The 20,005-nt window shown below is 65.4% G+C and carries 19 protein-coding genes; 6 read left to right on the top strand and 13 right to left on the bottom strand.

All coding sequences use genetic code 11. The features are described 5' to 3' along the window. Positions 1 to 190: 190 nt before the first annotated feature. From ACFXOM_RS28355 to ACFXOM_RS28335, 5 genes are all read right to left on the bottom strand, one after another. The gene (locus ACFXOM_RS28355) at positions 191 to 1,114 is read right to left on the bottom strand and encodes an endonuclease/exonuclease/phosphatase family protein (protein WP_385039969.1); all 924 of its coding nucleotides are present in this window, start codon (positions 1,112 to 1,114) and stop codon (positions 191 to 193) included. Beyond that, positions 1,111 to 2,055, bottom strand: a complete 945-nt coding sequence (locus tag ACFXOM_RS28350) for an endonuclease/exonuclease/phosphatase family protein (RefSeq protein WP_385039966.1) — start codon at positions 2,053 to 2,055, stop codon at positions 1,111 to 1,113. The genes ACFXOM_RS28355 and ACFXOM_RS28350 overlap by 4 nt, the downstream gene beginning before the upstream one ends. A 197-nt stretch (positions 2,056 to 2,252) precedes the next feature. Further along, the gene (locus tag ACFXOM_RS28345) at positions 2,253 to 2,924 is read right to left on the bottom strand and encodes a hypothetical protein (RefSeq protein ID WP_385039964.1); all 672 of its coding nucleotides are present in this window, start codon (positions 2,922 to 2,924) and stop codon (positions 2,253 to 2,255) included. A 57-nt stretch (positions 2,925 to 2,981) separates the two neighbouring features. Next, positions 2,982 to 3,380 carry a DUF6415 family natural product biosynthesis protein gene (locus tag ACFXOM_RS28340; protein ID WP_385039961.1) on the bottom strand — a complete coding sequence of 133 codons (399 nt, stop codon included), beginning with the start codon at positions 3,378 to 3,380 and terminating at the stop codon, positions 2,982 to 2,984. Then, entirely contained in the window at positions 3,380 to 3,871 is a 492-nt protein-coding gene (locus ACFXOM_RS28335) for an ATP-binding protein (protein ID WP_385039958.1), read from the bottom strand. Before ACFXOM_RS28335 ends, ACFXOM_RS28340 begins: the two co-directional genes overlap by 1 nt. A gap of 255 nt (positions 3,872 to 4,126) precedes the next feature. On the opposite strand from ACFXOM_RS28335, the gene ACFXOM_RS28330 reads away from it, so the two are divergent. Then, the gene (locus tag ACFXOM_RS28330) at positions 4,127 to 5,464 is read left to right on the top strand and encodes a hypothetical protein (protein WP_385039955.1); all 1,338 of its coding nucleotides are present in this window, start codon (positions 4,127 to 4,129) and stop codon (positions 5,462 to 5,464) included. A gap of 10 nt (positions 5,465 to 5,474) precedes the next feature. Then, a complete protein-coding gene (locus ACFXOM_RS28325; RefSeq protein WP_385039953.1) occupies positions 5,475 to 6,020 on the top strand; it encodes a GNAT family N-acetyltransferase in 546 nt (181 codons plus the stop codon). A 111-nt stretch (positions 6,021 to 6,131) separates the two neighbouring features. Here the strand turns inward: ACFXOM_RS28325 and ACFXOM_RS28320 are convergent, their stop codons facing one another. Further along, the gene (locus ACFXOM_RS28320; RefSeq protein WP_385040200.1) at positions 6,132 to 7,340 is read right to left on the bottom strand and encodes an IS701 family transposase; all 1,209 of its coding nucleotides are present in this window, start codon (positions 7,338 to 7,340) and stop codon (positions 6,132 to 6,134) included. Between the two features lie 125 nt (positions 7,341 to 7,465). Here ACFXOM_RS28320 and ACFXOM_RS28315 point away from each other — a divergent pair, with 125 nt between their 5' ends. Further along, positions 7,466 to 7,930 (top strand): gamma-glutamylcyclotransferase family protein, encoded by a 465-nt coding sequence (locus ACFXOM_RS28315; RefSeq protein ID WP_319645964.1) that lies wholly within the window; start codon positions 7,466 to 7,468, stop codon positions 7,928 to 7,930. 52 nt (positions 7,931 to 7,982) lie between these two features. Here ACFXOM_RS28315 and ACFXOM_RS28310 read toward each other — a convergent pair whose 3' ends face one another. The 3 genes from ACFXOM_RS28310 to ACFXOM_RS28300 form a co-directional block, all read right to left on the bottom strand. Further along, positions 7,983 to 8,438 (bottom strand): hypothetical protein, encoded by a 456-nt coding sequence (locus ACFXOM_RS28310; RefSeq protein WP_385039949.1) that lies wholly within the window; start codon positions 8,436 to 8,438, stop codon positions 7,983 to 7,985. 87 nt (positions 8,439 to 8,525) lie between these two features. Then, positions 8,526 to 8,846 (bottom strand): hypothetical protein, encoded by a 321-nt coding sequence (locus tag ACFXOM_RS28305; RefSeq protein ID WP_385039946.1) that lies wholly within the window; start codon positions 8,844 to 8,846, stop codon positions 8,526 to 8,528. Continuing rightward, on the bottom strand, positions 8,828 to 9,349 hold the full coding sequence (locus ACFXOM_RS28300; RefSeq protein ID WP_385039943.1) for a hypothetical protein: 522 nt from the start codon (positions 9,347 to 9,349) through the stop codon (positions 8,828 to 8,830). The genes ACFXOM_RS28305 and ACFXOM_RS28300 overlap by 19 nt, the downstream gene beginning before the upstream one ends. 76 nt (positions 9,350 to 9,425) lie before the next feature. On the opposite strand from ACFXOM_RS28300, the gene ACFXOM_RS28295 reads away from it, so the two are divergent. After that, the gene (locus ACFXOM_RS28295) at positions 9,426 to 9,851 is read left to right on the top strand and encodes a trypco2 family protein (RefSeq protein WP_385039940.1); all 426 of its coding nucleotides are present in this window, start codon (positions 9,426 to 9,428) and stop codon (positions 9,849 to 9,851) included. Here the strand turns inward: ACFXOM_RS28295 and ACFXOM_RS28290 are convergent. The 3 genes from ACFXOM_RS28290 to ACFXOM_RS28280 form a co-directional block, all read right to left on the bottom strand. Next, positions 9,833 to 9,964: a hypothetical protein gene (locus ACFXOM_RS28290; protein ID WP_385039937.1), complete on the bottom strand. Its 132-nt coding sequence runs from the start codon at positions 9,962 to 9,964 to the stop codon at positions 9,833 to 9,835. The two genes, ACFXOM_RS28295 and ACFXOM_RS28290, sit on opposite strands and share 19 nt — an antisense overlap. A 247-nt stretch (positions 9,965 to 10,211) precedes the next feature. Continuing rightward, a complete protein-coding gene (locus ACFXOM_RS28285) occupies positions 10,212 to 11,420 on the bottom strand; it encodes a hypothetical protein (protein WP_385039934.1) in 1,209 nt (402 codons plus the stop codon). After that, entirely contained in the window at positions 11,417 to 11,980 is a 564-nt protein-coding gene (locus ACFXOM_RS28280) for a DUF4365 domain-containing protein (protein ID WP_319645973.1), read from the bottom strand. Before ACFXOM_RS28280 ends, ACFXOM_RS28285 begins: the two co-directional genes overlap by 4 nt. A 542-nt stretch (positions 11,981 to 12,522) precedes the next feature. Between ACFXOM_RS28280 and ACFXOM_RS28275 the strand changes: the two genes are divergently transcribed. Both ACFXOM_RS28275 and ACFXOM_RS28270 read left to right on the top strand, forming a co-directional pair. Next, complete coding sequence (locus tag ACFXOM_RS28275; RefSeq protein WP_385039931.1) at positions 12,523 to 13,629, top strand: hypothetical protein; 1,107 nt, start codon at positions 12,523 to 12,525, stop codon at positions 13,627 to 13,629. A 157-nt stretch (positions 13,630 to 13,786) separates the two neighbouring features. Then, on the top strand, positions 13,787 to 14,959 hold the full coding sequence (locus ACFXOM_RS28270) for a tyrosine-type recombinase/integrase (RefSeq protein WP_385039929.1): 1,173 nt from the start codon (positions 13,787 to 13,789) through the stop codon (positions 14,957 to 14,959). 89 nt (positions 14,960 to 15,048) lie between these two features. On the opposite strand, the gene ACFXOM_RS28265 is transcribed toward ACFXOM_RS28270, so the two are convergent. Continuing rightward, positions 15,049 to 19,926 (bottom strand): DEAD/DEAH box helicase, encoded by a 4,878-nt coding sequence (locus ACFXOM_RS28265; protein ID WP_385039926.1) that lies wholly within the window; start codon positions 19,924 to 19,926, stop codon positions 15,049 to 15,051. Positions 19,927 to 20,005: the final 79 nt, after the last annotated feature.

The raw sequence follows: 20,005 nt of genomic DNA, 5'->3' as shown, positions 1-20,005 counted from the left end.
CTCGTGGGGCGTGGGGCTCCGGGGGCAGCGATCAACTGTCGGATTGCGGCGAATTGGTCCGGCGCTGGGGCCCAGGGGGTATGGCCCCAGCGCCGCGTCTCCGCCCGTACCGAATGCCGGCGTTCGTACGGGCGGAGCTTGTTACCCGCTCGGTGGCCAGGACGGGCATCCGTCCCACCGAGCGGCAGTCTCAGGGGGCGACCAGCGACTCGAGCATGTTCGGCTGCTGGTTGAGGATGTCCGAAAGGCGGTCGCCGTCGAGCGTGACCCGAACGATGTGGTGGTCCGAAACCTCCTCGGGGACCTCGATCACATCCACACCAGTCACCGCGTCCAACAATTCGGGGGTGGCGTAAAGGCGGTCGATGCGGGAGTCCGGCCCGTGCGTCTCACAGGCGTTGACCGTTCGGGAGACTGCGGCCTTGTCTCCGTGCTTGGCAGACCAGTGGCGGGCCACGTCCTCCAGGCCGGCGGTGCGCAGCGCCTCATCCGGGCGGGTATCCATTACCCGAGTACCGTCCGGGCCTATGAACGAGCGGTGTAGGCGGTGCGGCCGGTCTTTGATCTCGTTCAGCACCGGTAGCGCGGGGTCGCCCTCGATGCCGGGGACTGGATAGCTGTTGTTGTCGCCGGCGACAAGACACGGCATCCGTACGGTCTCACCCTGTAGGTTGGTCCACTTCTTGTCGGCCCACGTCGACAGCCATTCCGCCTCGGCAGAACGGTTGGTGCTCGATGCGTAGTTGAGGTGGTACGAGGCCAGGGCGAGCGGTGTGGCTTCGGTGCCAGCGGGCAGGTAGCGCATGGTCAGCGCGGTGGGCGGCAGAACCCACATGGTGCCGGGCTTGGGCCACTCACGCACCGGGTGGAAGAAGCGCGGGTCGGCGAAGATCGCGGTGCACGATTCCGGGCCGAGCCAGCCGCGCATACCGAGAACGTTCTCCAGCTCGTACAGGATCGCGTTGCCGTCGGTGTCCGCGCGCCACATCTCCTGACGAAGCACGAGGTGGGGGCTCAGGGACACCAGCCTCTCGTGCGCCTGAACACGCTTTGCGGCGTCACCGCCGCCGTTGTTCTTGAAATTCCAGGAGAGCACAGTGATTCGAGAGCTCATGCTGCGACCGCCTTCTCACCAGAGGTCCCAGACAGGGCGCGGCGCAGCTTGGCAAGGCTGAAGGTAGCGACAACAGGGGCGTGGTCGGAGACCTCGCGAACGTCGTCGGTGACGATGACCTCCAACCTGGTCAGGGCCTCGGCTACCTGCGGGGTCGCATAGATGCGGTCGATCCGCCGCATAGGGCCTTGGTCCGTGCGCCACAGCGATGCCGTGGGGTCGAGCGCATCCGGCTGGCCGAGCACGGTCGCGGCGTGGTGCCCCAGGTCTTTGAAGACCGGCGGTCGCCCGTCGTGCTCGCCAGCGAGGATCTCGTCCGGCCGGGTGTCGGAGACGCGTTCGCCGCCCCGCTCGATCGTGCGGGCCTCAAAGTGCGACCGGTCAGCGATCTTGTCCCAATCGGGTAACGCGGCCGTCTCGTCGTCGGATCGGTGTGGATAGGAGTTGCAGTCGCCGCCGATGATCGCCGCCATGCCCGGTTGACCCAGCATGGCAAGACGCTTCGCCTCGCTCGCCCGTTGGGCTGGGTCGAAGGAACACAGGTGGAATGAGGCCAGGCTCAGCGTCGACGGCGCGCCCTTGAGCCGTACGACCGGGTTGCAGATCGGATGCCACATACTGGTGACGTGCTCGAAGTAATGGACGGGCGTACACAGAGACGGGTCGGTGTAGACACCGGTCGGATTGGCTGACTCCGGGGTGGCAGTAGCGAGGAACGCCGTGTGCGCCGGGCCGTTGCCGCCGAGACGAGCAGCCTCCGCCCATATCGCTCGCCCGCCGAACATGTCCCCGCGGGTGATCTCCTGGCGGAGGAGTACGTGCGGCTGGAGTTCGACGAGGATGTCCATGGCCAGGTGCCATTTGGCATCATCACCGCTGTTGCTGATGCCGTTGTGCTCGACGTTCCACGAGGCGACGCGAAACTCATCGGTCGAGTTCAACAGGTTCCTCCCCTTCGGGGGCTTGAGATGTCTTCGAATGCATTTCTGAACGTCCGGCTGGTGCTGGGGCCCATGGGGGACGTAGGCCCCAGCGCCGTTCCTCCGCCCGCGCCGAATGCCGTTTGTCTTACGGGCGGAGCTTGTTACCTGCCCGATGGCCGGTGACGGGGTGTCATCCGGGCCACCGGGCAGGCCGTCTACGCAGCGAGAGCGGTCAACTCCTGCGTCAGCTCGTCGAGGCCGACGACTTGGAACGAGCTCAGGCGCCGGATCAGTTGGGAGGCGAGCAGCGTGGGCACGTTCGGATGCCCGAAGGGCAGTGCGTGGTCCGGCTGAGCGACAACGTGCACCTTGTTATCCGCGTTGAGGCCGTACAGGGTGCCGTGGACCCCGTACAGAGGGGCACTCCGCGCGAGGAACACCATCGGGTTCTTCTCGAGGTGCGGGCAGAGCGCGGCCGCCGCGCGGGCGTGCTTCGGGCACACCGGCGGCTGGTTCGTTGTGATGGTGGCCTGCGTGAGGTCGTGGTCTTTGGGACCAGCAATGAAGATGAAGCCCAGGGGCGTGCGGGCAGGCTCCGTGCAGACCTGGCACCGCATGGCCTGCATCATCATCATCTGCCGGTACGGGTGCACGAGCTTCCACTGCGGCTCGCCCGTCGGCATCTTGTGTTCGTCCACGGAGTTGAAGCCGCAGCGCGCCCACAGCACGCCTCGCAGGGGCCGGTCCCTGCCCTTGGCGTCCTCATCCGCGTAGTACAGTCGAGGGCCTGAGGCGTGACGGACGATGATGAGGTTGTCCGGTGCGGCGTCCTCCCCCTTGCGCTGGGTGATGAAGGGGATCAGCCGCGGTTTAGTGGCAGCGAGCACGGAACGTTCTTCTCTCTCGGCGGGATGAGCGGGCTATGGGCAACGGACGACAGCGCGTCACGAGGCGGCATCTCCCATCAGGTCGAGCAGGGCGAGGATGGCCAGGGCGAACCGGCGCAGGTGGCCGTGTGCAGCATCGAAGCGAGGTTGTTCGGCGCTCAGGTCGATCAGGTGAGTCAACTCGTCGAGGGGGTACGGACGCACGAGATGCGGCACGATCTCCACGAACGTCGTGGTGGCCTTCCGGAACCGCCTCACGATGACCGTGGTTTCGAACTGAGTGAGGCGGGCGTGCTCGCCGAGTACGGCTTCCAGGTCGTCCCACAGTTCGTCGGTGACGGCCTCGTAGGCGAGGGAACGGCGAAGGCCGCCGAGAAGGACCCTGACGGTCTCGTCGTCGGTGGAGGCGCGCCGGCTCAGGAGCTGTATGGCAACGTCTTCCGTCACGGCGACCATCAGGCCACCTCTTCGGGGATCGAGAGGTCGCACCAAGTGGTGGCGCCGTCGTCGCTGGTGCCCCAGGCTCCGCCGCGTTCCGCAACGAAAGCCTCGACCAGGATGAGTCCGCGCCCAGACTCGGCGTTCTCGTCGATGTCTTTGCGCGTGGCGCCGCCCTGCATGCCGTCGGAGACGGTGACGCGCAGATGGCCATTCCGGATGCTGAGGCTCAGGGCGATCTCAGTGGTGCCGCTGTGCAGCACCGCGTTGGTGAGCAATTCGGAGACAATGATCGCCACTTCGTCGATCAGCGGTTCCAGGCCGCAGTGCCTGAGCCTCGCGGCAGTGATCCGCCGCATCACTCGCACCCGGTGTGTGTCCTCGACGCGTGGTGGTGCGTCACTGCAGCGGGGGGCGACCCTGAATCTCTCGCGCATCAGATCCCCGTCGCGGTGCAGGGCAACGCGAGGCGTCCGTTCGGTCGTCGCTCCGGCAACTCTGGGGGGCATGGGGGGAACTCCCTGGTCCATGAATGTGCACGTCCGGGCACTCTCAGCGAGGGCTGTAATGAGCGTGGCAACGGCGTGCAGACGGCTCTACCCCCAGACTGTCCTCGGGGTTTGGCGCAAAGTTGACTGTTCTCCTCGCGTCTTCCTCGGACTCACCTCGGAACTGCTAAGTAGCGTCTGTAGGGGGCAAGTTGATGGGGACAGTGTTCTAACGTCGGGGCAGTGACGTGCTAGGCGGATGGGATGGGAGGCACCGTGCTGTTCTTCCGATTCGAACTCGAAAGGCGCGGTATTCGCAGCGCTGACGAGTTCCTTCCGCCGTACAGGAAGGCAGCCGAACGGCTCGGTCTGACGAACGTGGACCCTGCCCCGAAGACCTTCGAGGGCTGGATCTACGAGGGGCGCAAGCCCCAGAAGACCTTCCGCCGGGTCATCGTCGAAATGCTCGGCTACAGCATCGATGACCTGTGGACCGAAGTCCCCGAGGGGGTCGCCCCGGACTTCGTTCCCCTGGTCGGCACGTCGCCCATTGCACACCATGCCGAACCCGGCATGGACCTGAGCGAGATGAAAAGGAGCGGCGCAATGGCCGTTCGACGTGCGCGGAACTACGTCCTCCAAGCGGACCGCGAAAGGGTGGGGGACAACACGCTCCCGCTGCTGCACGACCAGGTCGCCCGGCTCGTCCGCGACTACCCGCGTGTACCACTGGCGTCGATCTGGGATAACCTGCTGGATGCGCAGGATCACGTCATCTTCAATCTGGAGACCGGCAAACACCGTCCGTCCCAGCTCAGCGACCTCAACTTCATGGCCGGCGTACTGGCGTTCCTGGTAGCCAAGGGCTTCAACGACATGGAGGACCGTGAGCAAGCCAGGACGATGAGCCTGCTCGCCGGCGCGTTCGCCAAGGACGCCGAACACCCGGGCCTGATGGCTCTGGTCAACGGTCTGCAATCGCTCATCGAATACTGGGCAGACCGGCCCGGGGACGCCCTGTTCTACGCCCAGAAGGGAACGGCCCTCTCCTCCAACCTCAACGGCACCGTCGGCCTGTGGCTTCTCGGCCTGCAGGCACGCGCCGCGGCCGTCCTCGGCGACGAGGAGACCGTCCGGGCGGCGAACCTTCAGGCGGTCGACCGTCGTGGGAGCGTCGTCCTGGACGACCTCGATCAGCTCGGCGGCCTCCTCACCTACTCGCCAGAGAAGCAGACGTACTACTCCGTGGAGTCCGAGGCGCTCCTCGGCCACGGCGATGCGGAACTCACGGTGCAGGCGGAACGGGCCGTGCAGGGGTTCAGCGACCGCGAAGACCCGAACTGGGCGTTCGGGGACCTGGCCGGAGCCCAGTGCAACCAGGCTCTCGTCCTCCTCTACAGCGGAGATGTGGACGGTGCCGCACACGCCATCCGCCCGGTCCTGGACCTCCCGCCCACGTACCGGAACAACGGCATCATCGTCTCCGCCCAACGTGTCCGGCAGGCACTCATGACCACCAATGTCCGCACCGCTGTTGTGGCCCACGACCTGCGGGAGGAGATCGCGGTCTTCCCGCCTCGTCGGCCGGTGCTCCCCTCGGGAACGCAGCGCTAAGGTTCCTGGCATGTATCCGGTCCAGCGTTCCAGCCAGCGCCTCAGCCTCCGCGAGCTCACCGTCGACGACGTCGATGCGGTGTTCGCTATCTACGGCGACCCAGAGGCGACGGAACACCTGTCGTTCGAGCCGCGTACCCGCGAGCAGGTCGGCCAGATCGTCGCCCGGTCCATCGCCTCGGCGACGACAGAGCCGCGCAGCGAGTACGCACTCGCCATCGTCGAGCGGGACACGAACGCGCTGATCGGGTACGGACGTCTCGCTATGGACCCCCACCAGCAGCGCGCAGCCACGTTCGGCTTCGCGCTGCGCCCAGACGCTTGGGGTGTCGGCTACGGCCTGGAGACCGTCCGCCTGCTGTTGGGCCTCGGGTTCGAGGACCTCGGCCTGCATCGCATCTGGGGCGCACGCTCCCCACTCAACGAAGCGTCAGCGAAGACCATGACAGCCGCGGGCATGGTCCAGGAAGGCACCATTCGCGCCCACATCCAGAAGGCGGACCGATGGCGTGACTCGGTCGTGCACTCGATGCTCGACGACGAGTGGAAGCCCTAGTAGGGCTTGGTCAGGTTGGTGCCGGGTCTGGCATGTCGCGGTGACAGGTGGGGCAGGCGCCGATCCAGACCGCGAGAAGTAACTGCAGTTCGCGGACGACTCGGTAGAGGCTCAGGTCGGCGCCGTCTCTTTTGGGGAGCGGGACAGTCGTTGCAGGGTGCAGAAGGCGTGGGCGACGGAGACGAGGGTGACGTGGTGGTGCCAGCCGGGCCAGGTGCGGCCTTCGAAGTGGGCCAGGCCGAGGGCTTGCTTCATCTCCCGGTAGTCGTTCTCGACGCGCCAGCGGAGCTTCGCGGTCCGCACGAGGGCGGACAGCGGGGTGTTCTCGGGCAGGTTGGACAGCCAGAACTGCACGGGTTCGTCCTCGGTGGCGGGCCATTCGGCCAGCAGCCAGCGCACCGGCAGCTCGGCGCCGGTCGTGGCCTTGCGGATCTCGCGTCCGGCGGGCCGGATCCGCAGGGCGACGAAGCGGGAGTACATGCGCTTGTGCCCGCTGCGGCCGCTGCCGGGCCGTGAGCCCTCCCGCCACTGCACTGGCTGCGCGGCGCGTTTGCCTGCCGCGATGACCAGGCTCTTCACGGTCTGCGCCGGCTCGGGGTAGGCCGGGACCGGCCGTCGTCCTCGGCCTGTGTAGGCCGGGGTGCAGGGCTGTGCGTCCTCGGGTTGGGCGGTGGTCGTGGTCGAGATGCCCACCGCATAGGTGAGACCGCGTTCTTCCAGGCCGAGCCGGAAGGCGGCGGTGTCGCCGTAGCCACCGTCAGCGATCACTTGCGGGACCTCGATGCCCCAGGACCGGGTCTCGTCGATCATGTCGAGGGCCAGTTGCCACTTCTCGACATGGCCCACCTCGGCGGGGATCGCGCACGGGTCGCGGCGGGCGACCTTGGCCGGATCGGCCTTCGGCGAGGCGGGATCCCAGCTCTCGGGCAGGAACAGCCTCCAGTTCACCGCTGTCGAGGCGCCGTTGGAGGCCAGGTGCAGCGAGACCCCGGCCTGGCAGTTGGTGACCTTGCCCGCCGTGCCGGTGTACTGCCGGGTCACACACGCGGACGCGTTCCCGTCCTTGAGGAACCCGGTGTCATCGATGATCAGCGCGGTGGGCTTGATGACCGGCTGCATCCGCCAGGCCAGACGGGCCCGGACATGCGCCGCATCCCACGGACTGGTGGTGATGAAGTGGGCCAGGGCCTGCCGGTTGCCGTCCCCGCCCAGGCGGGCGGCCATCGGTTCCACCGACTTGCGGCCGCCGCCCAGCAACAGTCCGCGCAGGTAGACCCCGCCCCATCGGCGCTGATCCACTCGCGCGAACGGCTCGAACATCTCGGCCGCGAAGTCCTCCAGATCACACCGGACCGCAGCCAACTCCCCACCCAGCACACCAGATCAACGAGCCGACCGATCAAGAAGACACGCCACCATCGAGCGAACCTGACCAAGCCCTACTAGTGTCTGAGACTCCGCACCACAGGGACCGGCTGTCGCAAGGTCCCGACCTTCTGTTCTGCTACGGCACCCTGCAGTTCGATGATGTCCTCAAGGGGCTGTTGGGGCGGATACCTCATCGAACTCCGGCGTCCGCTCCCGGATATCGCACGGCCGCGCTCGAGGGCCGCGTCTACCCGGGCCTCGTCGTCCGAGCCTTCGGTGGCGCGGCTCCCGGCGTGGTGCTCACCGATCTGAGCAACGCGGAGTGGCGCATCCTCGATGCGTTCGAGGACGAGCAGTACGACCTGCGGAAAGTAGCGCTCTCCACCGGCGCGACCGGGTGGGCGTACGTCTGGCTGGGCGGAGATGTCCGCGCGGAGGACTGGGACGCCGCAGAGTTCGAGGCCCGGCACCTGTCGGCCTATGCCGAACGATGTGCTCGCATTGGCCCTCGCCTGGCCGCGGGAGAGCCGAAGGGCCAGTAGGCCGGCGCGGCATCCGGCGAACTGCTGCCGCTCGGATGCCGCTGCACGTCCCTTACTTGATCGGGTGCTCGTCGAGCCAGTCCGATAGGTCGTGGGCGGAGCCGAGGACGTCGGGCCGGTTCGTGCCCACGGCAGTGGCGCCCTTGTCGTCGCCCACGGCAATACCCTTTTCCATGGTGTCGATCAGGGCGTACGCGTCGGTCCAGAAGTCGGCGCCCACGGACTTCTCCGAGTTCATCGCCTTCCGCAGGTCGCGCGCGGGTTTCACGAGCGCCTGCATCTGATCCCAGCATGTACCCGGCTCCTGCTCAAGACAGCCGCCATTCGTGTCGAACTTGGTCACCGCGTCCTGGAACATGGTGGACGCGGCCTCCACGGTCACCGTCTTCGCCTTCGCGGTCGGCTTCGCGTCGCCTTCGTCGTTCGAGCTGCTGCAGGCGCTCGCGGCCGCCGCGGTCACGGCCAGGATCAGCGCGCCAGCCGTCTTCCCCCATGTGTGTCTCCCCATGACGGAGGATCATCGCACGGCGGTCCGACAGGACACGCCAAGGGCCCTGGCCGACCGGCCAGGGCCCTCCCCCGAAGCCGGCGCGCGTTACGGCTTCTTGGCCTCCTTGCGGGTGCTAAGCAGGGCTCGCAGTGCCCAGGTTGCGGCCGCGACGCACAGCGCGCACAGGCCCGCGGCGATGAGCGCCGCGACGACGCTCGCGAGGACCAGGAGGCCGATGCTGGCCCCGGCGAAGCCGATCGCCATGTAGCGGGCCCAGGGGTCGGACTGCTTGATGACGATCTGCTGCACCGGCGCCTGGCCGTGCCCGCAGGTGCAGGCGTGGCCCGCCTGGTACTGCTCTATGGGCATATGGGGCGCCATGGTGCCGGGGTAGACGTTGGTCGGGATCACAGGCTTGCGGGACATGCGGGGTTCTCCTCGTCGGTGACGGTCGCTTCGGGGGTGGGGGCGTGCCGGGCAGCGGTGAGGACGTAGACGACGGCGCGGTCGCGCTTATCTGCCTCCTCGACCCAGCCCGCGGTGACCCACTGGGACAGCCACGGGCCGATGGAGGTGTGGTGGTTGCAGATGCCGCGCTTGACCGCCTCCGGCTTCGTCAGGCCCTCGGGACCGGCCTTTTCAAGGGCCTGCCACAGCGGCAGCCGGTTGTCGGGGACACGGGAGCCGTCCGGGAAGGTCGGCACCGGCCGGAGGTGCGGCCGGCCGCCGCGCGGGCCGCCTCCGCCCGGCGGTGGGGCCGGCGGCTCGGGGTCAGGGTCCGGATCGGGCTGGGGGTGCGGCCGCGCGGGCTCGGCGGGCATCTCGTCCTCGTAGCGGGCGTGCTCCGTGGAGACGACGACGATGTCGCCGTCCGTCACGTAGTAGCAGCGGCCCTCCCGGGGCTTCTCGTACCGCCGGGACGAGACCATGACCTTGCCGGGCAGGAACCAGCGAGGTGTCGGTTGCGTCGTGTTTCACGACATCTCGGCTGAAGAGGAGCCTCCCGTGGCACAGACCAACCTTGCCGCCGCCATCCAGTCTCTCTACACAGAGCTGCACACGGCGATGACAACCATCCAGGTGAAGGACGGTCTGAACTTCCGGTACGACTCAGTCGAAGTCGAACTGGCCATGGAGATGGGCGAGTCGGACGAGCTTGGCGGCGGAGCGAAGTTCTGGGTTGTGGAGGCGAACGGCAAGAAGGCCACGGAGCAGCGGGTTACACACACCATGCGCATCAACCTGACGCCCGTGGCCGCACCTGACAGCCGTCTTCGACTCGGGCCCTCTGTGGTGCTGTCGGCTGCTTGCCAAACCGACTTGTCCGGACGGGATCTTCTCAACCAGTTGGCAGGCGAGGGTATTGCGCACCTTGCGGCCCACGGAACGCCGCGTCCTACTTCCAGCGGACCTCAATCTGACCAGGGTTGAAGACTCCGAGGCACGGAGTAGTCCGCCCACGCCTCCCGCAACGCGTCCGCCCCGATCTCGGTGACGTTGGCCTTGACGGTCAGTTCCGCTAGCTCCCTTTGAATCTTGGCCATGCGCCCCTTGATGCGCCGCACTGCTTCGATGTTGCTCAGCGGTGCTGACCGAGGCGCGCTCCTTCGCCGAGGATGCCTCCTTGGTCCGCAGTTTCCGCCGACCGCTGGACCTCATGGGCCTCTCCTGACCAGCACTCACAAAAGATCAAATGACTTTGCAACAGCCCTGAGGGTGCGGGCGGGCTCCATGGGTCACGGCCTCAGTCCTCGCCGAGCGGATGTGCCGCGCGTACCATCTTGCCGCTCCCTACTCAGAGGATTGCGGACGGCTCCGCTGTTCCGGAACTGGCGTCTGACGACTCCTCGTCGCATGCACCAAGAAGCTTGGGTCCACCTCGATATCGCCGACCAGCCACCAGGCGCGGCGTTCAAAGACCAGGTCGCCTGTAACAGTGAAGGGGAGCTTCAACTGGTAGGCAGCGATCGCCCACTGATGGTCTTCGCCTGTGAGCGTCATGTGCACATTTCGTACGCGACCACGAACGTCCGCTTTCACAATGACCTCGGCGGTCTCATCGTCTTCGGAGACCTCCTGATGCAGGCTCGACACCAGGCCGTTGATCGTCTCTCGACGCGGGGGCTCCTCCCGTCGGATGAGACGTTCGCGGACGGTTGGGAGGGCAGCGATTACATCTCGCCCAAGGACGATGGCCGAATCACCGACCTGCGGACGCTCTTCGGCTGCCGCCCATTGGAAGGAAAGGTCGAGAGCCCGCAGGCCCTGCGACTGTGTCATGTCCTCCAGCGACTCGACCAGACCAGCGCTAAGGCCGAAGTCGCTGGCTGCGTCTAGGACATGAGGATCCCAGTGTTCGACGAGCCTTCGCGTCGTCTCCAAGCCTCGCGCCAGCGTCTCCATGACCTTGCGGGGGAACCCCTGGGTGATGCGTTCCTGCCCGGTGCCTGCATGCTCAGGATCACCAAGTCGGGTGACCACGGTGAAGACAAAACTGCCCTTCTTCGTGTGCCCGAGCCGTACGTCGTCGTCCAGGAATTCATTCACCTTCGTCGGGCGTCGACCGAGGTGAGAGTGGTAGGGGTCAGCGGCTGTCGTCGCAGCGGCCTTGAGCATCTTGTACAGGGCTTCAAGCGTTGCCTCAGCCTGACGGAAGGGAATAGTGCCATCCAGCACCGTCTGATCGAGCCTGACGAAGAACAGATCAGCGCGCGTTGCAGCGATCCGTTCTTGCAGCTGTGCGGGGTCCGAACCGTAGATCTTTCCCAGCGCCAGCAGTGCGTCCGTGAACCGTTGCTGGAAGTCGACGAAGTCAGAGGCCAACGGCAGCATGATCCGAGCGCGGCTACCACCTGCGTCGTCTGGCAGTCGCCAGATCTCCCTGACGTCGGGTTGGCTGGTCTCTAGGATCCAGCGCTGGGTCGCAAGGTACTGAGACACTGCGGAAGGCGTAAGCAGATCTGCCACCTCTCGGTAGCCATCCCGTGTGGAGGTGCTCACCAGGCGCCTCCTTCCCCGATCGTCTCCATGATGCCCTGCAGCTGCTCCACGTCGAACAGGTTCGCTCTGGGCAAGTGCACCGTCTTGGTGCCCTGGCCGTCGGGGATTGTCCCGAGGTCTCTGGCCCATTGCCAGTACATGCGGCTCCTCGTCAGCAGCATGTCTTCGTTCTGTTCCAGAAGAAGCAATCCATCGTCGTCCTCAGGGATCAGCAAGACTCCGAGGAGTGCAGGGTTGTACCGCTTCGGGTGCGTAAGCTTCTTGAAAGGCTTGGCCTCCATCGGCCAGGACAGGTGATCATCGTGAAGGTAGTGGTGCTGCGTCGTGCACTTGAGCTGCAGCTCGATCTCTGGGCAGTAGTACGTCTCGTACTCCGCCGACGAGACGATCGTGATGTCGACTCCGTCGTAGTCCGGCTCGTGGCTCTTGACCGAGAAGCCTGCAGCGTAAGCGACCATGCGGGTGAAGGCCACGCTGAAGTGCTCCTGTTGGGCCGTTATGGGCAGGCTGCCGGTTTCCGAACCGGCCACCGGCACACGCTGATTGGGCAACCCTGTCATCCATCCCCCTGCGTCCCCCTGCAGCCCTTACGCGTACTGCAACCTAACGGCCCATCACCGTCCAGAGAAGTGGCAATTGGCAGGTAGTTGACAGCGGAGAATCGAACGGTTCGAACAGTGGTCTGCTACGGCTGGGCAGGGCCGCGGCAGCGACCGAAGCGACCCAGGCGCAGCCCACCCACCGTGCGGTGCAGTTGAGTCGACCGGGGGACGTCGGCGCCAGGAGAACGCCTGCGGCGATCGTCAGGGTGCGCGACACGTGCGCCAGGGCCCACGTCACCACGGCGAGTTCCGCGCCGCCGAGGACGGCGAGCGTTCCGAGGCCGGGCGGGACGTTGGCGGGTATGCGAGGGTCAGGAGACCGAGGGCGTACGCGAACAGCTTCAGCTTCCGCATGGTGGTGTCCTTCGTTCGGGCTTCCGGTCGGTGCTCTCCACCCTCGAGGAGACGCTACGGAGTTACTGGAGAGTAGCCGACAACAACTGTGATTGTTGTCGGTAATCTTGGCGGGACGTTAAAAAACTGCACTTAGGGGGTCCCGCGTGTCCGGTGTGCCGAACGGGAGACAGCAGCACACTAAGGGTCGGAGGGGGGAGGCTGCCCATCATCGCGATGACCTGGACTTCACTCCTGTCCGCAACGGGATGGACTTCCTCCTCAGCGCCTTCGAGCACCTGAGCCAGAACGACGGGGAGCCGGACGCGCGTGACCTCAAGTACGCCGTGCTGCACCTTCAGGCCGCCGTCGAGGTGCTTCTGAAAGCCCGACTCATCCGGGAACACTGGAGCCTCGTCTTCAACGACCCGGGCAAAGCCAAGAAGTCCGACTACGATTTGGGAAGCTTCACAAGCTGCGGGGTCCAGGCCGCGATCGACCGGCTGAACAACATCGTGTCCTTGGACATCAGCAAGGACCAGGCGCAGGCCGTCAGGGCGTTGGCGGCCACGCGCAACGCCCTGACCCATCTCGGCCACACCGGGAGTGCCTTCGCGGTCGAGTCTCAGGCAGCGCTCGTACTGGACTTTCTGATCACCTTCATCATCGATCACCTGCAGCCGGTCCTCACATCGGAATTGGCCTACGTTGAGAACAAAATGGAGGAGCTCGGCGGCGAGTTGCGGAACGTCAAGGCCCTCGTCAGGGAGCGGTCTCAGCGTCTCGAGACGGAGTTGAAGCCTCTTGCCGGGCGTACGGTGCAGTGCGCCGAGTGCCAGCAGTGGACACTCGTTCTCGGCTCCAGAGAGCAAGAGCTCCGCTGCCGGTTCTGCCTGGCGGCCCTCTCGCCCTCGGCGTTCGCGGCCTGGTACGCGGAGTCGTACACCTCTTCCTTCTACGACGCCGACGCCCCACACCCGATCAGGGCCTGCCCTGACTGCAACGCCTGCACGGTCGTCTTCGGCGCTGTCGTGTCAGAGAACAGGAGGGCCAACGTAGACATCTGCTTCGGCTGCGGCAAGGACTACACGGGATGGGTCACTTGCGGGCCGGATTGTGACTGCCTCGTCCCTCCGGGACAGGACACGCTGCGGTGTCCCCATTGCGCTGGGGAGTCAATTGAACAGCCCACGAGCGCCGAGACCCCACGGCCGCGACGGCGGCCCGACGCTGGGGGCCCACTCGCGTTCGAGACGGAAAAGACTGCCCGATGAAGCCAAACACGGCGGCGGTGGACTTCCCGCCGGTCATCAACGGCTTGGACTTCCTACAGAGCACGGTCGAACAAAGTCGTCGAGGGGCGATTCTCAGTCGACCCGGGCGTTCAGGCATGAGCCCGGTCCGCCACGGCTTTCGTCCCTGGGACACGCTGTGAGCGTCGACGCCGCGGACGAGGAGATCGTCGACGCCGAACTCGTCGAGGACGGGGAGCTGGTGCCCGTCGACGAGCCCGGCGGCCGCCCGCTCGTCGATCAGCACACGGTGCTGCTGCCTGGCGAGCACATACCGACCAGCGATGATCAGGGGACGACCTACACGGAGCGGGACTTGTACGTCAGCGAGGAGACCGCCCAGGCCATAAAGGAGGCCGAAGAGGAAGGATCGCCGCAACGCCGCACCGCCATGGGCCTGTTCGAGGCGTGGTGTGCCGAGCAGGGGCGGGTGGCGAAGCCGTGTACGACGGCGACGTACACCGAGTACGGCCGTCACCTGATGTCGAGGAAGCTCAAGGTCACCACGATCCGGCACTACATGTCGCTGATCCGGACGTCCATGCCGCCGGGCAAGAAGCCGGACAACAGCCTGTTCCTGCTGCTCCTGACGCAGTACCGGAAGAAGAACAAACGGGCGCTACGCAGGAAGGAAGCGTTCCCGATCACGCTGCCGTACCTGTTGCCGATGATGGAGAAGGCGGAGACGGACGACCGGCCGATCGGCTGGCGTGACTCGGCGATGCTCGCCTTCGGATACCGGTTCCTCGGGCGCAGCGTGGAAGACGTCGACCTGGACCTCGAGGACCTGACGATCCTCGACGACATGGTCGTGGTGTGGCTCGCCGAGGACAAGACGCATAAGGGCGAGGAACAGACCATCTACCTCCACGACCGGGAGGACTTGCGGCTGGCCTTCCGGATGCGTCGCTGGGTCGGCTACCTCGCTGAGCAGGGCATCACCACCGGGCCCGTCTTCCGGGAGGTCAAACGCAACGGCACCGTCGCCTCGTCGGAGACCCGGGCGAAGACGGCCACCAAGCGCGGTGACTACCTCCGCCCGCAGACCGTCAACGAGCGGGTGAAACTGTGGTTCCACAAGGCCGGGCTCAAGACGGACGGCCGCCCCGTGTCCTCGCACAGCCTTCGCGCCGGCGGAGCCACCGACCTTGGCATGAACGGCGCGACGGACGAAGAACTCGAGGAGGCCGGCCGCTGGAAGAAGGGCTCGCGCATCCCCCGGGAAAGGTACGTACGCCCGGCTAAGGACACGTCCAAGGACCCATTCAAGAAGGTCCCGATGCACGATCCGCAGGCCAAAACGCAGAGGTGATCTGGACAAACAGCGGGCGGGCGACTTCCCAACGCTGACGGGCCGCACGAATACGCCTCGGTGAGCGTGTACCCGTGCCAGGGTGGTTGCTATTCCAGGATGTCCAGGGCAGGCAGGGCATCCACGATCTTCATGGTCTCCAGGCTCACGGTCACGATTCGCTTGAGCAGGTCGATGATGTAGCGCGGGTCGTCGGACCAGTCGTTGGGGTCGTTGACGATCTCCGACGCCTTGTCGACCTTGACCTGGTAGCGGTCAATGATCCACTCGATTGCGGGACGGGCGCCGAGCTGGTACCGGTACGCCTCCTCCGGGATGTTGGTCAGTTTGATCCGGTTGTTGTAGATGATCGTGGACCGGTCGGCCTGTCCCTTCACCTTCGGGATCTTCATCTTGGCGACGCGGTACAGCTCGTTCGGCGGGGTCGCCGAGATGTCGCCGGTCGGCGTCTCGACGATGCCCCTGTACGGCTTGGCCTGCTCGTAGTTGATGTGCAGGTCGGCGAGCTTACGGCCGGCCTCGGCGAAGCCGAGGAAGTCGCGCACCTTGGGGACACGGGGGAGGGCCTTCTTCAGGTCGGCCGCGAAGCGCTCGCGGTACTCCTGGGAGTGGAGCAGGGCATAGGTGTAGTAGAAGATGTGGTCCTTGGTGATGGATGCGTCCTGGTATGCCTCCTGGTAGCCCAAGAGGGCGGAGTCGGTGATGTTGTCGATGCGCTCGTAGGCGTCGCTGTCGCTGAAGTCGAAGCCGCCGTCGACGGCGAGCTCGCGGTATGTGTAGCGCGCGAAAAACTGGCCGTTACTGGAACCCCAGTACGCCAGGTCAGGGATGCAGTCAACTGCATGCGCGGAAAACGGCTTATCTGACCCCATGCCGGTCACGTAAAACCCGAAGTTCGCACAGTCTGGCGCCGGGAACATCTGCGGCAGCTTTCCGGGACGGTCATTAACGCTCTGATCGAAGTAGGCATACTGCCGACAGAACGGACGATATAGGCTGGGGGTCATTCGATTCGAATCGAACTCAATCTTCCGCCCCCGCGCCACTCTAGGAATTAGAGCAGAGGACCAGCTGATCTTATTCTGGTCGAAGTCGATGAATTTCTCTACATCCGCAATGCTCGGAGTGGCATTAGCCCGAACCCTGCAGTGGTCAGCAAACTCCTCGACTTGGCCGTTGTAAAAATCGATCATAGATTCTACGTTTTCACCAAGCTTCTGCTCGGAGAAGTTGTAAACCCACGCGTCGCGGTTGGTCTTGAGACCGCCAGAGTGCAGCGCGAAAATAGGCGCCCTCTCCACGCTCTTATCCTTGTCTCCAATCGCCTGAAACCCGGCGAAGCGCTCGTCGCGCTGGTTGATCCAGTCGCCGTCCGCGTTCGGCTGGAGGCGCTTCCACTCTGCGGATACCAGATCCTGAGTACGAAGCTTGTTCAGCTTCTCGTCACGGGTGAGGTAGTCCTCGACCTCGTAGTAGTAGAGCTCACAGCCGGACGAGCGGATGCCGTTCTTGTCGCCTTTGACGAGCATCAGGATAGCGACAGTGTTCCGGCTACCTGAGCCGAAGATCTTGCCGCCTTCCTTCTTAGACTGCTCTCCGGCGGTGCGTTGGTTGCCGCGCAAGTTATAGCAGTAGATCGCGTCGAACTCCTCGACCAACGACTTACGCAGGCCGTCCGCCGTGTTGCCGTCGATGTAGCCGCCGTTGGAGACAAAGGCCACTACGCCTTCGTCCTTGATTCGGTCGGAGGCCCAACGGATGGCGCGGATATAGGAGTCGTAGAGGGAGTTCTTGAGAGTCGCCGTAGACTGGGCAGCGTACGTCTCCTGGATACGACCGTCCAGGGTCTCGTATTTAAGATTCTTGTTATCGTCGTTCTGACTGTCCTGGCCCACTGAGTAGGGCGGGTTGCCGATGACTACTGTGATCGGCTGCGCCTTCTGCTTCTTGGCACGTTCGCTGTTGCCCTCCAGCACGTCCATGCCGTCGAGTTGTGCCGCCCCTTCTGCAAGCTGGAAGGTGTCAGTGAGGACGATCCCCTCGAAGGGCTGATACTTCCCGCCTGCGAGATCATGGAAGGCGGCCTCGATGTTGACTGCCGCGATGTAGTACGCAAGCAGCACGATCTCGTTGGCGTGTAGCTCGCTGGTGTACTTACGCAAGAGGTCCTCGGGCTTGATGAGCCCGGACTGGAGAAGGCGTACTGGAAAGGTACCGGTACCGACAAATGGGTCAATAATCTGGACGCCCTCATCTGACAGGGACTTGTCCAGGTGCTTGCGCAGCGCCTGCTCGGTGGAACGGATGATGAAGTCGACGACCTCGATAGGGGTGTAGACGATGCCGAGCGCGTCGGCGGTCTTGGGCAGGGCGGTCTTGAAGAACTTGTCGTACAGCTCGACGATGACGTGTTGGCGGCCTTCGTGGTTGTCGATGCCTTCGGCACGGACGCGGACCGAGTGGTAGAAGTCCTCCAGGGTCTTGGTCTCGGCGTCCAGGCCGGTGTCGTCGAGGACGTCGAGCATGCGCTGCATCGCCCGGGAGACCGGGTTGTGGTCGGTGAAGGCGTAGTCCTTGAACAGTGCGTCGAAGACCGGCTTGGTGATGATGTGCTGCGCGAGCATGTCGATGGCGTCGGAGTCGGAGACGCCGGGGTTTATGGTGGCGCGCAGCTCGGAGACGAACTCGGCGAAGGCGGCCTGCTTTTCGGGGATCGTCAGGGCGGCCTTGATGCGGGTGACGTGGCGGTCAGCGATCTGGGCGATGTCCTTGGCCCAGTCCTCCCAGTAGTGGCGCTCGCCGACCTTGTCGACGATGCGGGCGTAGATGGCGTCCCGCCAGTCGCTCACGGAGAACAGGGCGTCCTGGATGTGCTGGGCGCTCTGAGCTTCCTTCTCCTTGGCGGCCTGGGCGCTGTCGGCGGTGCTGGAGCCGTCCTGGTCGCCCATTGTCTCGTCGCCCGCGCCGATGTGGCCGATGCCGATGGTGTCGGGCTTCTTCTTGTTGAGCTCGATCTGGTTGACGGTGGCGTTGAAGCGGTCGTCGTGGGCGCGCAGGGCCTGGAGGACCTGCCAGACAGTCTTGAAGCGCTGGTTGTCCGCGAGTGCCTTCTCCGGCGGCATACCCGCGGGGACGGCGACAGGCAGGATGATGTAGCCGTAGTTCTTGCCGGGGGCGGTGCGCATGACGCGGCCGACGGACTGGACGACGTCCACCACGGAGTTGCGCGGGTGCAGGAACAGCACCGCGTCCAGGGTTGGCACGTCGACGCCCTCGGACAGGCAGCGGGCGTTGGACAGGATGCGGGCGTTGGCCGGGCCCGGGTCCTGCTTGAGCCAGTCGAGGAGCCGGTTGCGCTGGAGGGTGTTGAAGGTGCCGTCGACGTGGTCGACCTCGCAGTGCAGCACCTCGTCATCCGCGTCGTCGTAGGCGTCGACGACCTCGTTGAACCGGGCGGCGACGGACTTGGAGTCGGCGATGGAGCGGGCGAAGGCGACGGCCCGTTTCATCGGGGACTCGTCCTTGCCGAAACCGGAGCCGTCGGCGAAGGTGCCGGTGCGCTTGGCCATCGCGTTCCAGCAGCCGATGATCTTCGCTGCGTCGTCGAGGCTCAGCTCGGCGTCCGCGCCGGCCAGGCTCTCCTGGAGGGTCTTGGCGACGGCGCCCTCATCGATCGTGAGGATGAGGACCTTGTAGTCGGTGAGCAGCCCCTGCTCCACGGCCTTACCGAAGCCGAGCCGGTGGAACTCGGGGCCATATGTCGCTTCGTCGTCCATTGAGGCGACGGCCGCGTCGGCGTGCTTGGCGTCCTGCTTGGTGTCGTCGTTGTACACGCGCGGGGTCGCGGTCATGTACAGGCGGCGGTCCGCGCCGAGGAAGGAGTCGTCGTGGACGCGGACGAACGCGGACTCGTCGTGACCGGAGAGGGTGACGCCCGTGGTGCGGTGGGCTTCATCGCACAGGATCAGATCGAAGCGGTGCAGGCCCTGCTGCTGGGCCGCCGAGACGGTCGCGATCGACTGGTAGGTGGAGAACACCACTGTGAGGCCCGGCGACGCCTCCACGCTTGCCATCTGCGCAACCAGTCGGTTCGGGTCGGTGGTGGCGGGCAGGGCCAGGTCATGGGTGGACATGTCCTTGTCGTCACCCTGGGCCTTCTGCTTGCCGACCTTGGTGTCGGAGCAGACGGCGAAGGCGCGCAGCGGCACCTCAGCCTCGTACGACCACTCGCGCAGTGTCTGCGAAAGAAGCGCGATGGAGGGGACCAGGAACAGGACAGTGGTGTGCTCCCCCTGGCCTGCCTCCGCCCGCTCGTGCTGGAGACGCTCGGCGATCTTCAAGCTGGTGAAGGTCTTGCCGGTTCCGCAGGCCATGATGAGCTTGCCGCGCTCATGCTCGGCGAAGCCGGCGAAGACTTCGTCGATCGCCTCACGCTGGTGAGGGCGCGGCTTCTTCTTCTCCCGCAGCGTCATCTCGAACTCGACGTGCAGGCCCGGCGTGGGCATGCGCCACTCCACCGGGCTGCTCGCGATGTCCGACAGGCCGAGCCGGGTGACGGGGATCTGCTGGTCGTCCAGCGCCTCCTCGGCGTGGACGCTCCACTTGTCCGTGGTGGAGATGATCATCCGGCGGGTGAAGGCGCCCTTGCCAGAGGCCGTGAAGAAGGAGTCGATGTCCTCCTTGTGGATCGTGTGCTGCGGCTCGTAGAACTTGCACTGGATGGCACAGAAGCCGCCGGTCTCCCGGTCCTGCGCGACCAGGTCGATACCTGTGTCCCGTTTGTCGTGCTCGGCGCCCGGCCAGTCGGCCCACATCCACACACGGCTGAACTGCTCGGTCCACTGCGGATCGGTGCTCAGGTACTGGACCATGAACTCCTCGAAGCGGGTCCCTCGGTCCCGGTTCCCGGTGGAGCCGTCACGGATCGCGCTGAGAACGTCGTGCACCGTCGTCGTGGTCCCGCTCAACGCGCTTCGCACCCCATCACACTTGGTAGCGCGCATGTGCGCGCTGCGTGGCTTAACACCGGAATCCCCATAAGCCTAG

The sequence above is a fragment of the Streptomyces sp. NPDC059169 genome (genome assembly GCF_042755225.1).
GTDB lineage: Bacteria > Actinomycetota > Actinomycetes > Streptomycetales > Streptomycetaceae > Streptomyces.
The sequence above is the reverse complement of the archived record's forward strand: the minus strand, read 5'-3'. Positions and strand labels throughout refer to the sequence as shown.

Bases quoted from the DNA above. Each gene is read 5' to 3' on its own strand.
- ACFXOM_RS28340 (WP_385039961.1), bottom strand. From the start codon at position 3,380: ATGGTCGCCGTGACGGAAGACGTTGCCATACAGCTCCTGAGCCGGCGC.
- ACFXOM_RS28325 (WP_385039953.1), top strand. From the start codon at position 5,475: ATGTATCCGGTCCAGCGTTCCAGCCAGCGCCTCAGCCTCCGCGAGCTC.
- ACFXOM_RS28355 (WP_385039969.1), bottom strand. From the start codon at position 1,114: ATGAGCTCTCGAATCACTGTGCTCTCCTGGAATTTCAAGAACAACGGC.
- ACFXOM_RS28290 (WP_385039937.1), bottom strand. From the start codon at position 9,964: ATGGCCAAGATTCAAAGGGAGCTAGCGGAACTGACCGTCAAGGCCAAC.
- ACFXOM_RS28320 (WP_385040200.1), bottom strand. From the start codon at position 7,340: ATGTTCGAGCCGTTCGCGCGAGTGGATCAGCGCCGATGGGGCGGGGTC.
- ACFXOM_RS28310 (WP_385039949.1), bottom strand. From the start codon at position 8,438: ATGGGGAGACACACATGGGGGAAGACGGCTGGCGCGCTGATCCTGGCC.
- ACFXOM_RS28335 (WP_385039958.1), bottom strand. From the start codon at position 3,871: ATGCCCCCCAGAGTTGCCGGAGCGACGACCGAACGGACGCCTCGCGTT.
- ACFXOM_RS28300 (WP_385039943.1), bottom strand. From the start codon at position 9,349: ATGGTCTCGTCCCGGCGGTACGAGAAGCCCCGGGAGGGCCGCTGCTAC.
- ACFXOM_RS28280 (WP_319645973.1), bottom strand. From the start codon at position 11,980: ATGACAGGGTTGCCCAATCAGCGTGTGCCGGTGGCCGGTTCGGAAACC.
- ACFXOM_RS28305 (WP_385039946.1), bottom strand. From the start codon at position 8,846: ATGTCCCGCAAGCCTGTGATCCCGACCAACGTCTACCCCGGCACCATG.